This window comes from Mesorhizobium sp. WSM2561, from assembly GCF_000513915.1.
GTDB lineage: Bacteria > Pseudomonadota > Alphaproteobacteria > Rhizobiales > Rhizobiaceae > Mesorhizobium > Mesorhizobium muleiense.
Genome location: NZ_AZUX01000072.1, coordinates 1 through 14,920, shown reverse-complemented (window position 1 = coordinate 14,920; position 14,920 = coordinate 1). Strand labels below are relative to the sequence as shown.

The window sequence follows — 14,920 nt, the reverse complement described above, 5'->3', positions numbered from 1 at the left end:
GGCTGCCATAGGCGGCGATGTAGATCTGGAAGATGGAGAAGGCGATGGCGATGAGAAAGGCGGCCTTGCCGGCGATGCCGTCGCCGAAACCCGGCGGCAGGCCTTCGACCGGGGCTTCGGCGGTGGGGGAGAGAATGGTCTGGGTTTCGGGAGGGGCGTCGGTCATTGGCGGGTTCCTGGCGGGGCGCAATCCCTCCCCCTTGAGGGGAGGGTGGACAGCCGCCGAAGGCGCATGGACGGGTGGGGTCGTTGCGGCAGTGCGCGGCCTGANCCGNCCCCNCCCGCCTCGCTTCGCTCGGCACCCTCCCCTCAAGGGGGAGGGAGCGGCCCTATTTCACCAATCCCTTTTCCTTGTAATACCGCTCGGCACCGGGATGCAGCGGCACCGGCATGCCGTCGAGCGCCTTGGCCATGTCGATCGCCTTGGCGGCGGCGTGGGCAGCAGTGAGCTGTTCGAGATTTTCGAACAGCAGCTTGGTCATCTGATAGCCGGTCTCGTCGGAGACGTCGGCGTGGGTGATGAGGAAATTGCCGACGGCGGCGGTCGCGACGTCCTCGGTCTGGCCTTCATAGGTGCCCTTGGGAATGGTCACCGAAAGATAGGGAGAGCCGATCTTGGCGACGTCCTGCGCCGGTACGGCGACGACGTTGATCGGCACCGAAGTGGCGAGGTCGCGGATCGAGGCGACGCCGAGGCCGGCCGATTGCAGCGTGGCGTCGAGCTGGCGGTTCTTGATCAGCTCGACCGATTCGGCGAAGGGCAGATACTCGACCCGTCCGAGATCCTCGTATTTCAGCCCGGCGGCGGCGAAGATGGCGCGGGCGTTGAGCTCGGTGCCGGAGGCCGGCGCGCCGACCGACAGGCTCTTGCCCTTGAGGTCGGCAAGCGTCTTGATGCCGGATTCCTTGCTGGCAACGATCTGGATATAGTTGGGATAGATGGCGGCGACGCCGCGCAGCTTGTCGAGCTTGCCCGGGAAACCGGCCTCGGTGTTGCCCTCGGCGGCCAGTTTGACGGCATCGCCGAGCGCGAAGGCGATCTCGCCCTTGCCCTGCTGCAACAGGTTGAGGTTCTCGACCGAGGCCTTCGTCGCCTGCACCTGGGTGCGGGCGCCCTCAATGCCCTTGCCGTAGATTTCCGACAGTGCGACGCCGAGCGGATAATAGACGCCCGAGGTGCCGCCGGTCAGCACGTTGATGAATTCCTGCGCCTTGGCCGACACCGCGCCAAGGCCCAGCGACAGCGCCAGCGTGCCGGCGACAATAAATTTCGTCCTGAAATTGTGCATGTGATCTCCTCCCTGAAATATCTGCCACCGCGCGACCCGAGGCGAGTTTAGACAGCGGGCGGGAAATGCCAACCCGCAATAATATCCATTAGACGAACGGCTGAGTAATGCCGCAACGCATGGCCGCTTGCGCGATGTGCGATCGGAGCCGAAAGATTTTCGCAGAGCCTGTCGAAATCGCGCGAGGCCGAGCGACATACGTTCGGCTCGCAACGATGCGGCCTTCGAAAATGGAGAAGACCATGCGATACATGCTTTTGATCTACGTGAACGAAGCCGCGATGGCGGCCGCGCCGACGGAGAAGACCTACGAGATCAGCGCAGCCTATGGCGCCTATACCGAGGCGTTGAAGAAGTCCGGCTCCTGGTTGGCCGGTGACCGGCTGAAGCCGACCCAAGCCGCGACCTCGGTGCGGATGGCCAACGGCAAGACCAACGTGCTCGACGGTCCCTATGCCGATACCAAGGAGCAGCTCGCCGGTTTCTACATGATCGAGGCGGAGGACGCCGACGCGGCTATTGCCTGGGCGGCGCGATGCCCAGCTGCCAGCACCGGCACAGTCGAGGTGCGGCCGATCTGGGAACAAACCATGTGATGACGAATGACCTTGAGGTCGCCCGGGCGGCGGCGGAAGCGGCCGCCCGGCAAAGCTACGGCAAGCTCATCGCCTTCCTCGCCGCCCGCACGCGCGACGTGGCCGGCGCCGAGGACGCGCTGGCCGACGCCTTTGCGGCGGCGCTGGAGCGCTGGCCGCAAACCGGCGTGCCGCAGAAGCCGGAAGCCTGGCTGCTGGCGGTGGCGTGCAGACGCCGCGTCGACGCGATCCGGCGGCGGCTGACCAGCGAGGCGAGCCGCGACCATCTCAGGCTGATCGCCGAGGAGATGGAGGCCCGCATGATCGATGAAGACCTGCCCGATGAGCGGCTGCGGCTGATGTTTGCCTGTGCCCATCCGGCGATCGAGGCTGGCGTGCGCGCGCCGCTGATCCTGCAGGCCATTCTGGGCTTCGACGCAGCGACGATCGCCTCGGCCTTCCTGGTGTCACCGGCAACGATGGGCCAGCGCCTGGTGCGCGCCAAAAGCCGCATCCGCGAGACCGGCATTCCGTTCCGGGTGCCTGAAAGAACCGAACTCGGGGAGCGGCTGGATGCGGTGCTGGAAGCGATCTACGCCGCGTTCGCCGAAGGCTGGTCCGACCCGGCCGGCACCGAAACCCGCCGCCGCAATCTCGCGACCGAAGGCATCTGGCTCGGCCGGCTGGTAGCCTCGCTGATGCCGGATGAGCCGGAAGCGCTTGGCCTGCTGGCGCTGATGCTGTTTGCCGAGGCGCGGCGTGCGGCGCGGCGCAACGCCGCCGGAGACTATGTGCCTTTAGCCGAGCAGGAGCTTGGGCTGTGGGACGGCGCCTTGATTGACGAAGCGGAGACATTGCTGAAGCACGCCGCGGCCAAGCGCGTTGTCGGTCGCTATCAACTCGAGGCAGCCGTGCAATCCGCCCATACGACAAGGCGGGTGACCGGCCGGACCGACTGGGCCGCGATCAAACAGCTCTATGATGCGCTGTCGGTGATTGCCGGCTCGCCTGTGGTCTCGATCAACCGCGCGGTGACCATTGCCGAGGCCGACGGCGCCGCGGCGGGATTGAGTGCACTTGATGAGCTTGGCGACGACAAACGGCTGCATGATTATCAGCCTTATTGGGCCGCCCGCGCGGGCCTTCTGGCCAGGCTCGGCAAAACTCGGAAGGCTACTGAGGCCTATGACCGGGCGATCGGCCTCGAACGCGACCCGGCCGTGCGCCGGTTCCTGCAGGCACGACGGGCTGGGCTCGCAGCCGAAGAATGAGGTCCGGGAAAGGCCGGGGTCAGACATGATCCGATGTTTGGGATCTAAGGCCGAGCGCTGGCGCCGCCCCTCATTGCCCTGCCGGGCATTTTTCCCCGTAAACGGGGAGAAAGAGGCTGGTCGCGGTGTCGGCACTTTTTTCTGCAACGCTGGCGATTGGCGAACCCGTCAATGAGAGCGCCCCTCGCCCCGTTTACGGGGAGAGGATGCCGGCAGGCAGGTGAGGGGCGGCGCCGGCTTCGACAATTAGCGGGCGCTACGGAAGCGCAGGAAACCGCAACCGCAGGCCGGCACAAATATGCCCTAAGCCCCCAGCCCTTCGAACAGGATCGTCGACAGATAGCGTTCGGCGAAGGACGGAATAACGACCACCAGGTTCTTGCCCTCGTTCTCCGGCCGCGAGCCGACGACGATCGCCGCCTGCAGGGCAGCGCCCGACGAGATGCCGACCGGCACGCCTTCGAGGCGGGCGACGAGCCGCGCATTGGCGACCGAATCCTCGTTGGAGACCTTGACGATCTCGTCATAGATGGTCGTGTCGAGGATCTTCGGCGCGAAGCCGGCGCCGATGCCCTGGATCTTGTGCGGGCCGGGCTGGCCGCCCGACAGCACCGGCGAGGCTTCCGGCTCGACGGCGACGACATGCACGGAGGGCTTGCGCTGCTTCAGCACCTGGCCGACGCCGGTGATGGTGCCGCCGGTGCCGATGCCGGCGACGAAGATGTCGACTTCACCATGAGTGTCGTTCCAGATTTCCTCGGCAGTGGTACGGCGGTGAATTTCCGGATTGGCGGGATTCTCGAACTGCTGCGGAATGATGGCGTCGGGCAGCGTCGCGGCCAACTCGTCGGCCTTGGCGATGGCGCCTTTCATGCCTTTCGGCCCTTCGGTCAGCACCAGTTCGGCGCCGAGCAGCGCCAGCATCTTGCGGCGTTCGACCGACATGGTTTCCGGCATGGTCAGGATCAGCTTGTAGCCCTTGGCGGCGGCGGCGAAGGCGAGCGCGATGCCGGTGTTGCCCGAGGTTGGCTCGATCAGCGTGGTCCTGCCGGGCGCAATCCTGCCCGATGCCTCCAGCGCCTCGATCATCGAGACGCCGATGCGATCCTTGACCGAGCCGATCGGGTTGAAGAATTCGAGCTTGGCCAGCAGATTGGCGACGACGCCCTTTTCCCCGGCGAACTTGTCGAGCCGCACCAGCGGCGTGTCGCCGATCGTCTCGGTGATCGAATTGTAGATGCGGCCGCGGCCGGGCACAGGCACGGTGGTGGCGGGCTTGTTCATTGGTTTCGCTCCCAAGAGGTCAGATGGGCAAGGGTCAGGCAATCAAGTGAGTCAGGCAACTAAGTCTCGACCAGGCAGGATAAAGCCTTCGGCCGCGCAAGCTAGTCTGCCGTTTGAAAATATCCGACGGGTCGCATGCTGAATACATCCTCGCCCGCAAGTGGCGGCCAGATGCAACCGCCGCCGTCCTCCGGGCACCGCATCACTTGCCGGTCGGCCCCAGACCGCGTCGCCGGAGACGACGAAGCCGGTCACGAGATCCTCAAGCTCGCCGGTCGGCTAGCCGTCCTTGCACCTTTCGGGGTCAGTTCCCGGCGGCGTAGAAATCGTCGTCGAGGCGCTTTTCCAGCGCGACGAGATCGGCCGGCAGCGGCAGGCCCATGGCGCGCATCTCCCCCAGCTTTTCGCGCAACTGCTCCTGCACTTCATGCTGATCCTCGGGCTGGTTGATCATCTGCTCGAGCAACAGGCTGATCTGAGCCTTGAATGATTCCAGCGCCATTTTTTTCTCCTTGAGGTTCCCTTAAGCGTGTCGCGTTGGAAGGATCCGTGCGACGCGCTTCGGTTTTTTGGGCGACATGCATTATCGCAGCATGCGGGAAATAAGCTGCGCGGTATAGTCGACCATCGGCACGATGCGTGCGTAGTTCAGCCGGGTCGGGCCGATGACGCCGAGCGCGCCGATGACGCGGGCGTCCTTGTCGCGATAGGGCGCCACGACCAGCGACGAGCCCGACAGCGAAAACAGCTTGTTTTCCGAGCCGATGAAGATGCGCACGCCGGAGCCTTCCTCGGCGAGGTCGAGAAGCTGGATCAGCCCGTCCTGTGTCTCCAGATCCTCGAACAAATGCCGCAGCAACTCGATGTCGGCCTGGGCGGTGACATTTTCCAGCAGATTGGCGCGGCCGCGCACGATGAGACGCGCCGGCAAGCCGCTCTCGGCGCCTGCCCAGACAGCAAGGCCCTTCTCGACCAAATCCTGCGACAGCGTGTCGAGGGCGGCCCTGGTCTCTTCCTTGATGCGGGCGATCTCGACCCGCGCCTCGGCCAGCGTGCGACCGCGGATATGGGCGTTGAGGAAATTCGAGGCTTCGTGCAGTTGCGAGACGGTGATGCCGGCGGGCAGGTCGACGACGCGGTTTTCGACGTCGCCGTTCTGCGACACAAGCACGGCCAGCGCCTTGTTCGGCTCGAGCTGGATGAATTCGATATGCTTGAGCGCCACCTCGTTCTTGGCGGCAAGCACGAGGCCGGCGCCGCGCGACATGCCGGACAGCATCTGGCTGGCCTCGGTGAGCATGTGCTCCAGCGTCGCACCAGAGCCGGAGGCGCGCACCTGCGCCTCGATGGTGCGGCGCTCCTCGTCGGAGAGATCGCCAAGCTCCATGAAGGCATCGACGAAGAAGCGCAGGCCGGCCTGGGTCGGCAATCGGCCGGCCGAGATATGCGGCGCGTAGATCAGGCCGAGATGCTCGAGATCGCTCATCACATTGCGGATGGTGGCCGGCGACAGCGAAGACGGCAGGATACGCGACAGGCTGCGCGAGCCGACCGGCTCGCCGTCCTTCAGATAGGAATCGACAATGCGCCGAAAGATGTCGCGCGAGCGCATGTCGAGCGATTGAAGCGCGGGCGATTGAAGCGCGGGGGATTGGAGCGCTGCCGCCGACTGGGAACCGGGATCGACTGCCTTGGTCATTCGAGCCAAATACCTCCGGCCCAAGGATATAGACATCGGCCGCGCCCGCGCAACTGGTCCATTTTCCTTTGCGCCTCTCGTCGCGTGCGGCTACAAGCCGGCCACGACTCCTAAAACGACAAGAAAGAAGCCTGAATGCGCCCTTCCAAACGCCAATTCGACGAAATGCGCGCCATCTCCTTCGAGCGCGGCGTCTCCAAGCACGCGGAAGGCTCGTGCCTGGTGAAGTTCGGCGACACCCACGTGCTGTGCACCGCCAGCCTCGAGGAAAAGGTGCCGGGCTGGATGCGCAATTCCGGCAAGGGCTGGGTGACGGCGGAATACGGCATGCTGCCGCGCTCGACCGGCGAGCGCATGCGCCGCGAGGCTTCGGCTGGCAAGCAAGGCGGCCGCACGCTGGAAATCCAGAGGCTGATCGGCCGTTCGCTGCGCGCAGTGGTCGATCTGCAGGCGCTGGGTGAGCAGCAGATCACCGTCGACTGCGACGTGATCCAGGCCGATGGCGGCACGCGCACCGCCTCGATCACCGGCGGCTGGGTGGCGCTTTACGACTGCCTGCGCTGGATGGAAGCCCGGCAGATGGCCAGCGTCGCCAAGGTGCTGAAGGACCATGTCGCGGCTATCTCCTGCGGCATCCATGACGGCCAGCCGGTCATCGACCTCGACTATCTCGAGGATTCATCGGCCGGCACCGACGCCAATTTCGTCATGACCGGCAAGGGCGGCATTGTCGAGATACAAGGCACGGCCGAGGGCGAGCCTTTCTCGGAAGAGCAATTTGCGGCGCTGATGGAATTGGCCAAGAAAGGTATTACGCGACTGGTCAGCCTGCAGCAGATGGCTGTAGCTTAACCCTGTCATGACTCCTTCCGCCATCCTCGAATCAGCGCTCTACGTCACCGACCTCGATGCCGCGGAAAAATTCTACACCGATGTGCTCGGGCTCGATCTGCTGGGCAAGGTCGACGGCAGGCATCTTTTCTTCCGTTGCGGGGACGGAGTGCTGCTCATCTTCAACGCCGAGGCGACCAGGGTGCCGCCGGCGCCCGATGCCAAGCTGAAAGTGCCGCCGCACGGCACGGTCGGCGACGGCCATCTCTGCTTTGCGGCGAGCGCGGACGAGATCGTGCGCTGGAAGGCTCATCTTGAGCAGAAGAAAATCGCCATCGAAAGCGAGTTCGAATGGCCGCAGGGTGGCCGCTCGATCTATATTCGCGACCCCTCCGGCAATTCGATCGAATTCGCCGAACCAAGAATCTGGGGCATCTGATGCATTCGCTTGATGGACATGAGATCGTTGTCGCTAGCCACAATGCAGGCAAATTGCGCGAATTCGCCGATCTGATGGCGCCGTTCGGCATAGAAGCGAAGTCGGCCAAGGAATATGGCCTGCCGGAGCCGGACGAGACCGGCACCACCTTCGAGGAGAACGCCTATATCAAGGCCTTTGCCGCCGCCAAGGCGACAGGCCTGCCGGCATTGTCGGACGATTCCGGCCTGTGTGTCGATGCACTGGGCGGAGCGCCCGGCGTCTACACCGCCAACTGGGCCGAGGCGCCGAACGGGGCCCGCGACTTCGGCATGGCGATGCAGCGAGCCGAAGTGGCGTTGCAGGAAGTCGGCGCGGTTGATCCAGCGCAGCGCAAGGGCCGCTTCGTCGCCGTCATCTGCCTGGCCTTTCCCGACGGCGCGGCCGAATATTTCCGCGGCGAAGTCGAGGGCACGCTGGTATGGCCGCCGCGCGGCGAACTCGGCTTCGGCTACGACCCGGTGTTCGTGCCGGACGGTTTCGAAAAGACCTTCGGCGAGATGACCGCAGAGGAGAAACATGGCTGGAAGCCCGGCCAGCCGACGGCATTGTCGCATCGCGCTCGCGCCTTCCAGAAATTCGCGCAGGCCAGACTGGATTTGGCGCGATCGGCGGTGAAATGACCATGCTGCTCGACCGCAGCCCCGGTTTCGGCGTCTACGTGCACTGGCCGTTCTGCGCGGCCAAGTGCCCGTATTGCGACTTCAACAGCCATGTCCGCCACCAGCCGGTCGCCCAGGAGCGTTTTGCGCGCGCCTTCGAGACCGAGCTTGCGACGATGCGCAACCGCACCGGACCGCGCGAGGTGACCAGCATTTTTCTCGGCGGCGGCACGCCTTCGCTGATGAAGCCGCAAACCGTTGCGACGGTGCTGGACGCGGTGGCGAAGAACTGGACAGTGCCTGCCGGCATCGAGGTGACGCTGGAAGCCAACCCGTCCTCGGTCGAGGCCGAGCGCTTTCGCGGCTACCGGTCGGCAGGCGTCAACCGGGTGTCGCTCGGCGTGCAGGCGCTGAACGACAAGGATCTGCGCTTTCTCGGGCGGCTGCACAATGTCGACGAAGCGCTGCATGCGATTGGCCTGGCGCGTGAGATTTTCCCGCGGCTGTCGTTCGACCTTATCTACGCCCGGCCCGGCCAGACACCGGAAGCGTGGCAGGCGGAGCTCGAGCAGGCGATCGGCCACGCCGCCGACCACCTGTCGCTCTACCAGCTGACCATCGAGGAAGGCACGCCGTTCCACGCGCTGCATGCGGCCAGGAAATTCGCTATTCCCGACAATGACCATGCCGCCGATCTCTATGCGCTGACGCAGGAGATCACCGCCGCGCATGGGCTGCCGGCCTATGAGATTTCCAACCACGCCAGATCAGGTGCCGAAAGCCGGCACAATCTCACCTATTGGCGCTATGGCGAATATGTCGGCGTCGGTCCCGGCGCGCATGGCCGCTTTGTCGAAAACGGCCGTCGCGTGGTGACGATCGCCGAACGAATGCCGGAAACCTGGGCCAATCTGGTCGAGGCCAAGGGCCATGGTGTCACCGGCGGCGAGATCCTGACGCGCTCGGAAGAGGCCGACGAGTTCCTGTTGATGGGGCTGAGGCTGGCCGAGGGCATCGACCTCTCCCGCTACGAAGCGTTTTCCGGCCGCGGCCTGTCGACGGCGCGGCTGTCGATGCTGCAGGGCGAGGGGCTGGTGGCGCCGATCGGCAATGCCCGCCTGCGCGCCACGCCGGCCGGCATGATCGTGCTGGACGCTGTGGTGGCGGATCTGGCGCGGTAAAGCTTGGGCCAGGAGCTGGCCTGTCCCAGACAGTTTGTCGGCTCACGCAAGGATGCTGGAAATTTCGGCTTGCTTAGCCGAATGGCATCCCACTGCCATCCGCAGCCGATAATTACTTGCAAGCGTGGGCCTGACTGGTCAAGCTTCGGTCGGGCGCCGCTAATATGCGGCTGAAGCAGAGCACGGGGCTAAAATGCGCCTCTTCAACATCGCGCTTGCTGTCATTGCTCTGATCGGCGGGCTGGAGGTGGCGTGGGCTGAAAAACGCGTTGCGCTGGTGATCGGCAATTCGAGCTATCAACGGGTCGCTAGACTTCCCAATCCGAACAATGACGCTGCTGACATGGCGGCCTTGCTCTCAAAGGTAGGGTTCAAAGTATCTCGCAAAATAGACTTGGACCATACCGCGTTCAGGAAAGCTCTGCAGGAGTTCGGTCGCGAGGCGGAAGGTGCTGATTTCGCAATAATCTTCTTCGCGGGACATGGGGTTGAGGTTGAGAATAGAAATTTTCTCGTTCCTACAGATGTCAGCCTGAGCGCTGATTCCGACGTCGAGTTTGAGGCAATCCCGCTGGATCTGGTGATGAACGCGTTGTCCCGTGTCTCCGGCGTGCGGGTGGTTCTACTTGATGCTTGCCGGGACAACCCTTTTATCGCGGCCATGCGAAGATCATATGCAACGCGTTCCATCGGCAGAGGCCTGGCTGCGATTGAACCGGCAGCCGGAACCCTGGTCGGGTACGCTGCGAAGGAAGGTACAACCGCTTTCGATGGAGCGGGACGGAACAGTCCCTACACTGCAGGGCTGTTGGCGCATTTGGGTGAACCCGGGGTAGACATCCAATTCGTGTTCCGCAAGGTTCGCGACACTGTTCTGGCCGCGACAGGCGGCAAGCAGGAACCATTCACGTATGGATCGCTGCCTGGCAGGGAAATTTTCATTGCCCCTCCTCGTGGCGCAACGGCAGTCTCGCCAGCCAACAACAGCAGCCGAGATGCGAGCCTGACGGAAATCGAGTTGTGGACCTCAATCCGCGGCTCCAAAAGCAGCGGAGCGTTAAAGGATTATCTTCAACTGTACCCGGACGGCCTGTTTGTGCCTCTCGCCAGACTCCAAATTCAACAGTTGGAGAATGCAGATCATCAATCGGGCGCCAGCCAGGAAGATGCACCGAACGAGTTGGCGAAGCGGATACAGCGCGAGCTTGGCCGCGTTGGGTGTAATCCGGGAAACCCAGACGGCATCTGGGGTGGAAGAACCCGGGAGGCGTTGCGCCGTTTCGCTCGCTACTCCGGCGCTGAGATCGACATGGCGAAACCGACAACAATTGCTTTGAAGAAATTGGAAGGAAGCACAGCTCGCGTGTGTCCGGTGGTTGCCCGGCCGAAGTCGATAGAAGAACCCCGCCATGCGAACAACCCGAACACCCGGCCACGACCGACAACGGAACAGAAGCGTGCCGCCGCTGCTCCGAGCGCGAGCAGGCCGGCCCGCGTTTGCAGGGCAGAAACCCACGATGAGTGCAGGGTCCGAGCGCGGGCCGCCGGGGCTCGCCGGGGCAGCGGCTTCTGCCGCGATCGAATTACAATCTGCGAGTGACGTGCCTCGGCAGAACTTGCCGATCTGGCGTCCCTCAGCGGCCACGAGCCCTGTTGAAGCCGGCGCGGCAGCCGAGAAGCATGCTGGCGACTGCCGGTGCGCCTATTTTATTTTAGGCTGAATACCTCGATCATCTCTGCGCGCCCTTTGACCTCGTGATAGCCGCAGGAACTGAAATATTGCCTGCCTTCAGGCCAGTGCTCGACGAATTGGGCGCTGACCAATAGCGGCTCGTCCAGTTTTCGCGTCAATCCCTCAATACGAAAGGCCAAATTCACGGCATCGCCCAGCGCGGTGTTGATGCCTTTGCCCATAGCGCCGATAGCAACTTCACCCACATGAAGGCCAATGCGGCAGTCGAGTACGATGTCTTGTTGTTCCCTGACCAGTACTCGGGTTGGCGACGTAGCCGCGTCTTCCGCAGCGCGGAGCGCCTGGGCAGCCTGAACCGCAGCGACACAGACATCCGCTGCCGTCTCGTGCCAATAAGCAAATACACAATCACCGATGAATTTGTCGATCGAGGCACCGTAGTGCTTCAAGATCATATTGCAGTCCATATACCACTCGGCCAGGAGGGCCGCCACCTGTTCCGGGGACAGCCTGGCGCTAATTCCGGTAAACTCCTTCAAATCAGCAACGAACAGCGTGGCCGGCCGGCTCTTGGGGGCTACCGGGTTGCCCCATTGAGTTTTTGTGTTCGCCACTTGCGAATCTGGATCGGGGGCAGTCGTGCCCTGGTCGAAAAGAAAAATCGATCTGCCGAACTGGACGCGATCGCCGGTGTGCAGCACACGCGCGGTTGTGAGCGCCACGTCATTCACATAACTGCCATTGGCACTGCCGACATCAACAACCCAGTAGTTCGCGCCGTCGCGCCGGATCGTTGCATGCTGGCGCGAAACTTCCCCGTCTTCCAAGCGTATGGTGGAATGTTCGCCACGACCAATCAGGTTGAAACCTCCCAGCCTGTAGGCCTCTCTGCTGCCCAGTGCGGTTAAAGTTGCCGACATGATCCTCTCCCGTACGCTCAAGCGCGCGCACGCAGGTTCAATATTAGCACGTTACGAACAGAGGCTGGCGACATTCCAGAGGACGATGAGTTCGTGGACCCAGCGTCTGCTGGAAGCGCGCGTCTCGAACTATCCGGGTTGAATGATGTGGCCGAGCGTTTCCCCCACGCTTTAGAGAGAAGTGTCTCGGCCAATCGCGAAGGTCGCGGTAGTCAGGCGTTGTGCTTGGGGCGGCGCCTGGCGTGGTCTTTCTCGGCGTCCGCCTCACCGTCGCGAGCCGGCTTGGCCTCGCCCTTGTCGCGGCGTGCACGGTATCGATCGCTTGTCGGATGTGGGGGCGCTCCATTGCGGGAGCTTTTGGTTTCAAGGCGGGTGATGAAAATGTCGAAGCGATTGGGCATCGTCTGGTCAGTGCTCCATCGTGCTGCCGGTGCCGGTCGAGGGCTCGATCTCGAGCTTGGTTGCCTTTGACGGACGACGCTTTCGCGGCTTTTTAGCCGAGCCGGCGCCGGCTTTGGCAGGCAGGCCCTTGTCCTTTCGCACGGCAAAGCGCTTGCGGCCTGCATAGTAGGGTTCGAAAACGTCCTGTATCTTGAGGCTGTCCATCCTGCTCCTCCCGAGATCAGGCATAAATCCGCCGGGCACGGTTTCGTTCCGCAGTGTGGCAAAGCGCATGACAGCCGCATCACTTCGGCATGGGTTTTGCAACCCGGCGTGAGCCGTGCCAAACAGGGCCGAATGCATTCAAGGTCAGAGCCTGACGGGGGATACCGGTGACCGGCGAGTCGGCAAAACGCAGCTACGTGATCGGCCAGACCGAGATACCGGCCCGGCCGCTCGAGCCGGCGCTCTACCTGGTGGCGACGCCGATCGGCAACCTCGCCGATATCACATTGCGCGCGCTTGAAACGCTCGCCGCAGCCGACATCGTCGCCTGCGAGGACACGCGTGTCAGTCGCGTGCTGCTCGACCGCTACGGCATCCGCCGCCGCACCACTGCGTATCATGAGCACAATGCCGGCGAGGCCGGCCCGAAACTGATCGCAGCCTTGCTGGCCGGGCAGAGCGTGGCGCTGATCTCGGACGCCGGCACGCCGCTGATCTCCGATCCGGGCTACCGACTGGTCGGCGAAGCGCTCGACCAGGGCATTCGCGTCGTGCCGATCCCCGGCCCGTCGGCGCCGCTCGCGGCGCTGACGGCCTCCGGCCTGCCCTCCGACGCCTTCCTGTTCGCCGGCTTCCTGCCGGTGAAGACCGGCCAGCGGCTGGCGCGGCTGGAAGCGCTTAAAACCGTGCCGGCGACGCTGATCTTCTTCGAATCGCCGCGCCGTCTGGCCGAGACGCTCGGTGCCATGGTCGAGGCGCTGGGTGGCGCCCGCAAGGCCGCGATCGGCCGCGAGTTGACCAAGACCTTCGAGGAGATACGGACCGGCAGCCTGCAGTCGCTCGCCGATCATTACGCGGCGGCCGACACGCCGAAGGGCGAGATCGTCATCTGCGTCGGCCCGTCGGACGCAACGGCCGACGAGCCGGCGGACATCGACCGGCTTCTGCTTTCGCTTGCCGCCGAGATGCCGGCCTCCAAGGCTGCGGCGGAAGCCGCCAAGATGACCGGCGGCCAGAAGCAGGCGCTTTACCGACGGCTGCTCGAACTCAAGGATAGTGGGAAAGACGGCGATGGCTGAACGCCCGGTCGCCAGCCGCCAGCGCGCCTATCGGCGCGGCCACCGCAGCGAGTGGCTGGCGGCTGCGGCATTGATGGTGAAGGGCTATCGGATCCTGGCGCGCCGCCACCGCACGCGGTTCGGCGAGATCGACCTGATCGCGCGGCGCGGCGACCTGGTGCTGATCGTCGAGGTGAAGGCGCGCCGCACGCTGGTGGAAGCGATGGAGGCTGTTCGCTACGAATCGGAGCGCCGCATCGAAAGCGCCGCCGATATCTGGCTGTCGCGCCAGTCCGACTATGGCAGGTTGTCGGTGCGCTTCGACATGGTCGCGGTGCTGCCTTGGCGCTGGCCGGTGCATGTCGAGAATGTTTTTTACGGGCGAAGCTAGCTTCAGGACTTATTGATCAGCGCCAGAATATATAACGGTCGTCGCAGCCGCCGAGAAGCGTGAGCGCTACGATCGTGGCGTATAGCAATGCGGCGCCAGTCCTCCTGCCGGCTTGGCTCATGCCTTGTAGGATTATGGAATCCTTAATGACCGGTACACACCAGACGCTGACACTATTCGCTCAAGCTCTAGTGAGTATTGTTCGCTTGCATTGTGCTTGTGGTCCTCGCCTTCAAGAGCATTCCCGACAATGAAGTGCAAGTTTCAGTAGTGTTCAATCAACTCCGATCCGGGCAATCATGATGACGAAATACATCCTCCACGAGAATATCCCGTCATGACAGCCCGCATCCTCGTCGTCGACGACATCCCTGCCAATGTGAGGCTGCTCGAGGTCCGGCTGCTTGCCGAATATTTCGAGGTGCTGACCGCTACCAACGGGCCGCACGCGATTGAGATTTGCGAAAACGGCAAGGTCGATGTCGTATTGATCGACGTGACGATGCCCGATATGGACGGGTTCGAGGTCTGCCGGCGGCTGAAGAGCGATCCGGCGACGTCGCACATCCCCGTCGTCATGATTACCCCGCTCGACCAGGTTTCGGACCGGGTGCGCGGCCTCGAGGCCGGTGCGGACGATTTTCTGACCAAGCCGGTCAACGATCTGCAATTGATGACGCGCGTCAAAAGTCTGGTCAGGCTGAAGACTTTGACCGATGAGCTGCGCCTGCGCGCCTCGACCACGCGCAATATCGGCATCGAGGAGCTGTTGAGCCGCAACTTCGCGTCCGCGGACACCACGCCGAAGGTTCTGCTGATCGACGAGCGCAAATCCTCCTTTGAGCGCGTCCAGAAAATGCTGCGCGGCAGCGCCGACCTCGACATTGCCACCGATCCGCATGCCGGCTTCTTCCAGGCCGCCGAGACGCCCTATGAATGCGTGATGATCTCGACGGGTTTTGCCGATTTCGATCCGCTCAGGCTCTGCTCGCAACTGCGTTCGCTCGATCGCACCCGTTTCGTGCCGATCATCCTTCTGGCG

The 14,920-nt window shown here is 63.5% G+C and carries 16 protein-coding genes; 10 read left to right on the top strand and 6 right to left on the bottom strand.

Annotation, left to right across the window (positions count from 1 at the left end; translation table 11 throughout):
- Positions 1-329: 329 nt before the first annotated feature.
- Positions 330-1,289 (bottom strand): TAXI family TRAP transporter solute-binding subunit, encoded by a 960-nt coding sequence (locus M727_RS0131580; RefSeq protein WP_027155902.1) that lies wholly within the window; start codon positions 1,287-1,289, stop codon positions 330-332.
- Positions 1,290-1,531: 242 nt separating this feature from the next.
- On the opposite strand from M727_RS0131580, the gene M727_RS0131575 reads away from it, so the two are divergent.
- Both M727_RS0131575 and M727_RS0131570 read left to right on the top strand, forming a co-directional pair.
- Complete coding sequence (locus M727_RS0131575; RefSeq protein WP_027155901.1) at positions 1,532-1,885, top strand: YciI family protein; 354 nt, start codon at positions 1,532-1,534, stop codon at positions 1,883-1,885.
- The gene (locus M727_RS0131570; protein ID WP_027155900.1) at positions 1,885-3,135 is read left to right on the top strand and encodes an RNA polymerase sigma factor; all 1,251 of its coding nucleotides are present in this window, start codon (positions 1,885-1,887) and stop codon (positions 3,133-3,135) included. The genes M727_RS0131575 and M727_RS0131570 overlap by 1 nt, the downstream gene beginning before the upstream one ends.
- A 303-nt stretch (positions 3,136-3,438) precedes the next feature.
- Here the strand turns inward: M727_RS0131570 and cysK are convergent, their stop codons facing one another.
- The 3 genes from cysK to hrcA form a co-directional block, all read right to left on the bottom strand.
- Positions 3,439-4,419, bottom strand: a complete 981-nt coding sequence (gene cysK, locus M727_RS0131565; RefSeq protein ID WP_023803671.1) for a cysteine synthase A — start codon at positions 4,417-4,419, stop codon at positions 3,439-3,441.
- A 304-nt stretch (positions 4,420-4,723) separates the two neighbouring features.
- The gene (locus tag M727_RS0131560; RefSeq protein WP_023803672.1) at positions 4,724-4,921 is read right to left on the bottom strand and encodes a hypothetical protein; all 198 of its coding nucleotides are present in this window, start codon (positions 4,919-4,921) and stop codon (positions 4,724-4,726) included.
- An 81-nt stretch (positions 4,922-5,002) separates the two neighbouring features.
- The gene (gene hrcA, locus M727_RS0131555; protein WP_027155899.1) at positions 5,003-6,118 is read right to left on the bottom strand and encodes a heat-inducible transcriptional repressor HrcA; all 1,116 of its coding nucleotides are present in this window, start codon (positions 6,116-6,118) and stop codon (positions 5,003-5,005) included.
- A 135-nt stretch (positions 6,119-6,253) separates the two neighbouring features.
- Here hrcA and rph point away from each other — a divergent pair, with 135 nt between their 5' ends.
- The 5 genes from rph to M727_RS38390 all read left to right on the top strand — a co-directional run bounded on the left by rph (position 6,254) and on the right by M727_RS38390 (position 10,810).
- Positions 6,254-6,970, top strand: coding sequence for a ribonuclease PH (rph, locus tag M727_RS0131550; RefSeq protein WP_027155898.1), 717 nt, complete (start codon positions 6,254-6,256; stop codon positions 6,968-6,970).
- Positions 6,971-6,977: 7 nt separating this feature from the next.
- The gene (locus tag M727_RS0131545) at positions 6,978-7,388 is read left to right on the top strand and encodes a VOC family protein (protein ID WP_027155897.1); all 411 of its coding nucleotides are present in this window, start codon (positions 6,978-6,980) and stop codon (positions 7,386-7,388) included.
- Positions 7,388-8,050: an RdgB/HAM1 family non-canonical purine NTP pyrophosphatase gene (gene rdgB, locus M727_RS0131540; protein ID WP_027155896.1), complete on the top strand. Its 663-nt coding sequence runs from the start codon at positions 7,388-7,390 to the stop codon at positions 8,048-8,050. Before M727_RS0131545 ends, rdgB begins: the two co-directional genes overlap by 1 nt.
- Positions 8,047-9,210 (top strand): radical SAM family heme chaperone HemW, encoded by a 1,164-nt coding sequence (hemW, locus tag M727_RS0131535; RefSeq protein WP_027155895.1) that lies wholly within the window; start codon positions 8,047-8,049, stop codon positions 9,208-9,210. Before rdgB ends, hemW begins: the two co-directional genes overlap by 4 nt.
- A gap of 193 nt (positions 9,211-9,403) precedes the next feature.
- Positions 9,404-10,810, top strand: coding sequence for a caspase family protein (locus M727_RS38390; protein WP_051505830.1), 1,407 nt, complete (start codon positions 9,404-9,406; stop codon positions 10,808-10,810).
- A gap of 107 nt (positions 10,811-10,917) precedes the next feature.
- Here the strand turns inward: M727_RS38390 and M727_RS0131525 are convergent, their stop codons facing one another.
- Complete coding sequence (locus tag M727_RS0131525; protein WP_156941714.1) at positions 10,918-11,823, bottom strand: adenylate/guanylate cyclase domain-containing protein; 906 nt, start codon at positions 11,821-11,823, stop codon at positions 10,918-10,920.
- 408 nt (positions 11,824-12,231) lie between these two features.
- The gene (locus M727_RS0131515) at positions 12,232-12,429 is read right to left on the bottom strand and encodes a hypothetical protein (RefSeq protein ID WP_023803681.1); all 198 of its coding nucleotides are present in this window, start codon (positions 12,427-12,429) and stop codon (positions 12,232-12,234) included.
- Positions 12,430-12,596: 167 nt separating this feature from the next.
- Here M727_RS0131515 and rsmI point away from each other — a divergent pair, with 167 nt between their 5' ends.
- The 3 genes from rsmI to M727_RS0131500 form a co-directional block, all read left to right on the top strand.
- Positions 12,597-13,508 carry a 16S rRNA (cytidine(1402)-2'-O)-methyltransferase gene (gene rsmI, locus M727_RS0131510; protein ID WP_027155892.1) on the top strand — a complete coding sequence of 304 codons (912 nt, stop codon included), beginning with the start codon at positions 12,597-12,599 and terminating at the stop codon, positions 13,506-13,508.
- A complete protein-coding gene (locus M727_RS0131505) occupies positions 13,501-13,878 on the top strand; it encodes a YraN family protein (RefSeq protein WP_023803683.1) in 378 nt (125 codons plus the stop codon). The genes rsmI and M727_RS0131505 overlap by 8 nt, the downstream gene beginning before the upstream one ends.
- Before the next feature lie 337 nt (positions 13,879-14,215).
- On the top strand, positions 14,216-14,920 hold a 705-nt coding region (locus tag M727_RS0131500; protein ID WP_027155903.1), incomplete at its 3' end, for a response regulator.

Coding starts and splice junctions, on each gene's coding strand:
- M727_RS0131580 (WP_027155902.1), bottom strand. CDS start 1,289: ATGCACAATTTCAGGACGAAATTTATTGTCGCCGGCACGCTGGCGCTG.
- M727_RS0131575 (WP_027155901.1), top strand. CDS start 1,532: ATGCGATACATGCTTTTGATCTACGTGAACGAAGCCGCGATGGCGGCC.
- M727_RS0131570 (WP_027155900.1), top strand. CDS start 1,885: ATGACGAATGACCTTGAGGTCGCCCGGGCGGCGGCGGAAGCGGCCGCC.
- cysK (WP_023803671.1), bottom strand. CDS start 4,419: ATGAACAAGCCCGCCACCACCGTGCCTGTGCCCGGCCGCGGCCGCATC.
- M727_RS0131560 (WP_023803672.1), bottom strand. CDS start 4,921: ATGGCGCTGGAATCATTCAAGGCTCAGATCAGCCTGTTGCTCGAGCAG.
- hrcA (WP_027155899.1), bottom strand. CDS start 6,118: ATGACCAAGGCAGTCGATCCCGGTTCCCAGTCGGCGGCAGCGCTCCAA.
- rph (WP_027155898.1), top strand. CDS start 6,254: ATGCGCCCTTCCAAACGCCAATTCGACGAAATGCGCGCCATCTCCTTC.
- M727_RS0131545 (WP_027155897.1), top strand. CDS start 6,978: ATGACTCCTTCCGCCATCCTCGAATCAGCGCTCTACGTCACCGACCTC.
- rdgB (WP_027155896.1), top strand. CDS start 7,388: ATGCATTCGCTTGATGGACATGAGATCGTTGTCGCTAGCCACAATGCA.
- hemW (WP_027155895.1), top strand. CDS start 8,047: ATGACCATGCTGCTCGACCGCAGCCCCGGTTTCGGCGTCTACGTGCAC.
- M727_RS38390 (WP_051505830.1), top strand. CDS start 9,404: ATGCGCCTCTTCAACATCGCGCTTGCTGTCATTGCTCTGATCGGCGGG.
- M727_RS0131525 (WP_156941714.1), bottom strand. CDS start 11,823: ATGTCGGCAACTTTAACCGCACTGGGCAGCAGAGAGGCCTACAGGCTG.
- M727_RS0131515 (WP_023803681.1), bottom strand. CDS start 12,429: ATGGACAGCCTCAAGATACAGGACGTTTTCGAACCCTACTATGCAGGC.
- M727_RS0131505 (WP_023803683.1), top strand. CDS start 13,501: ATGGCTGAACGCCCGGTCGCCAGCCGCCAGCGCGCCTATCGGCGCGGC.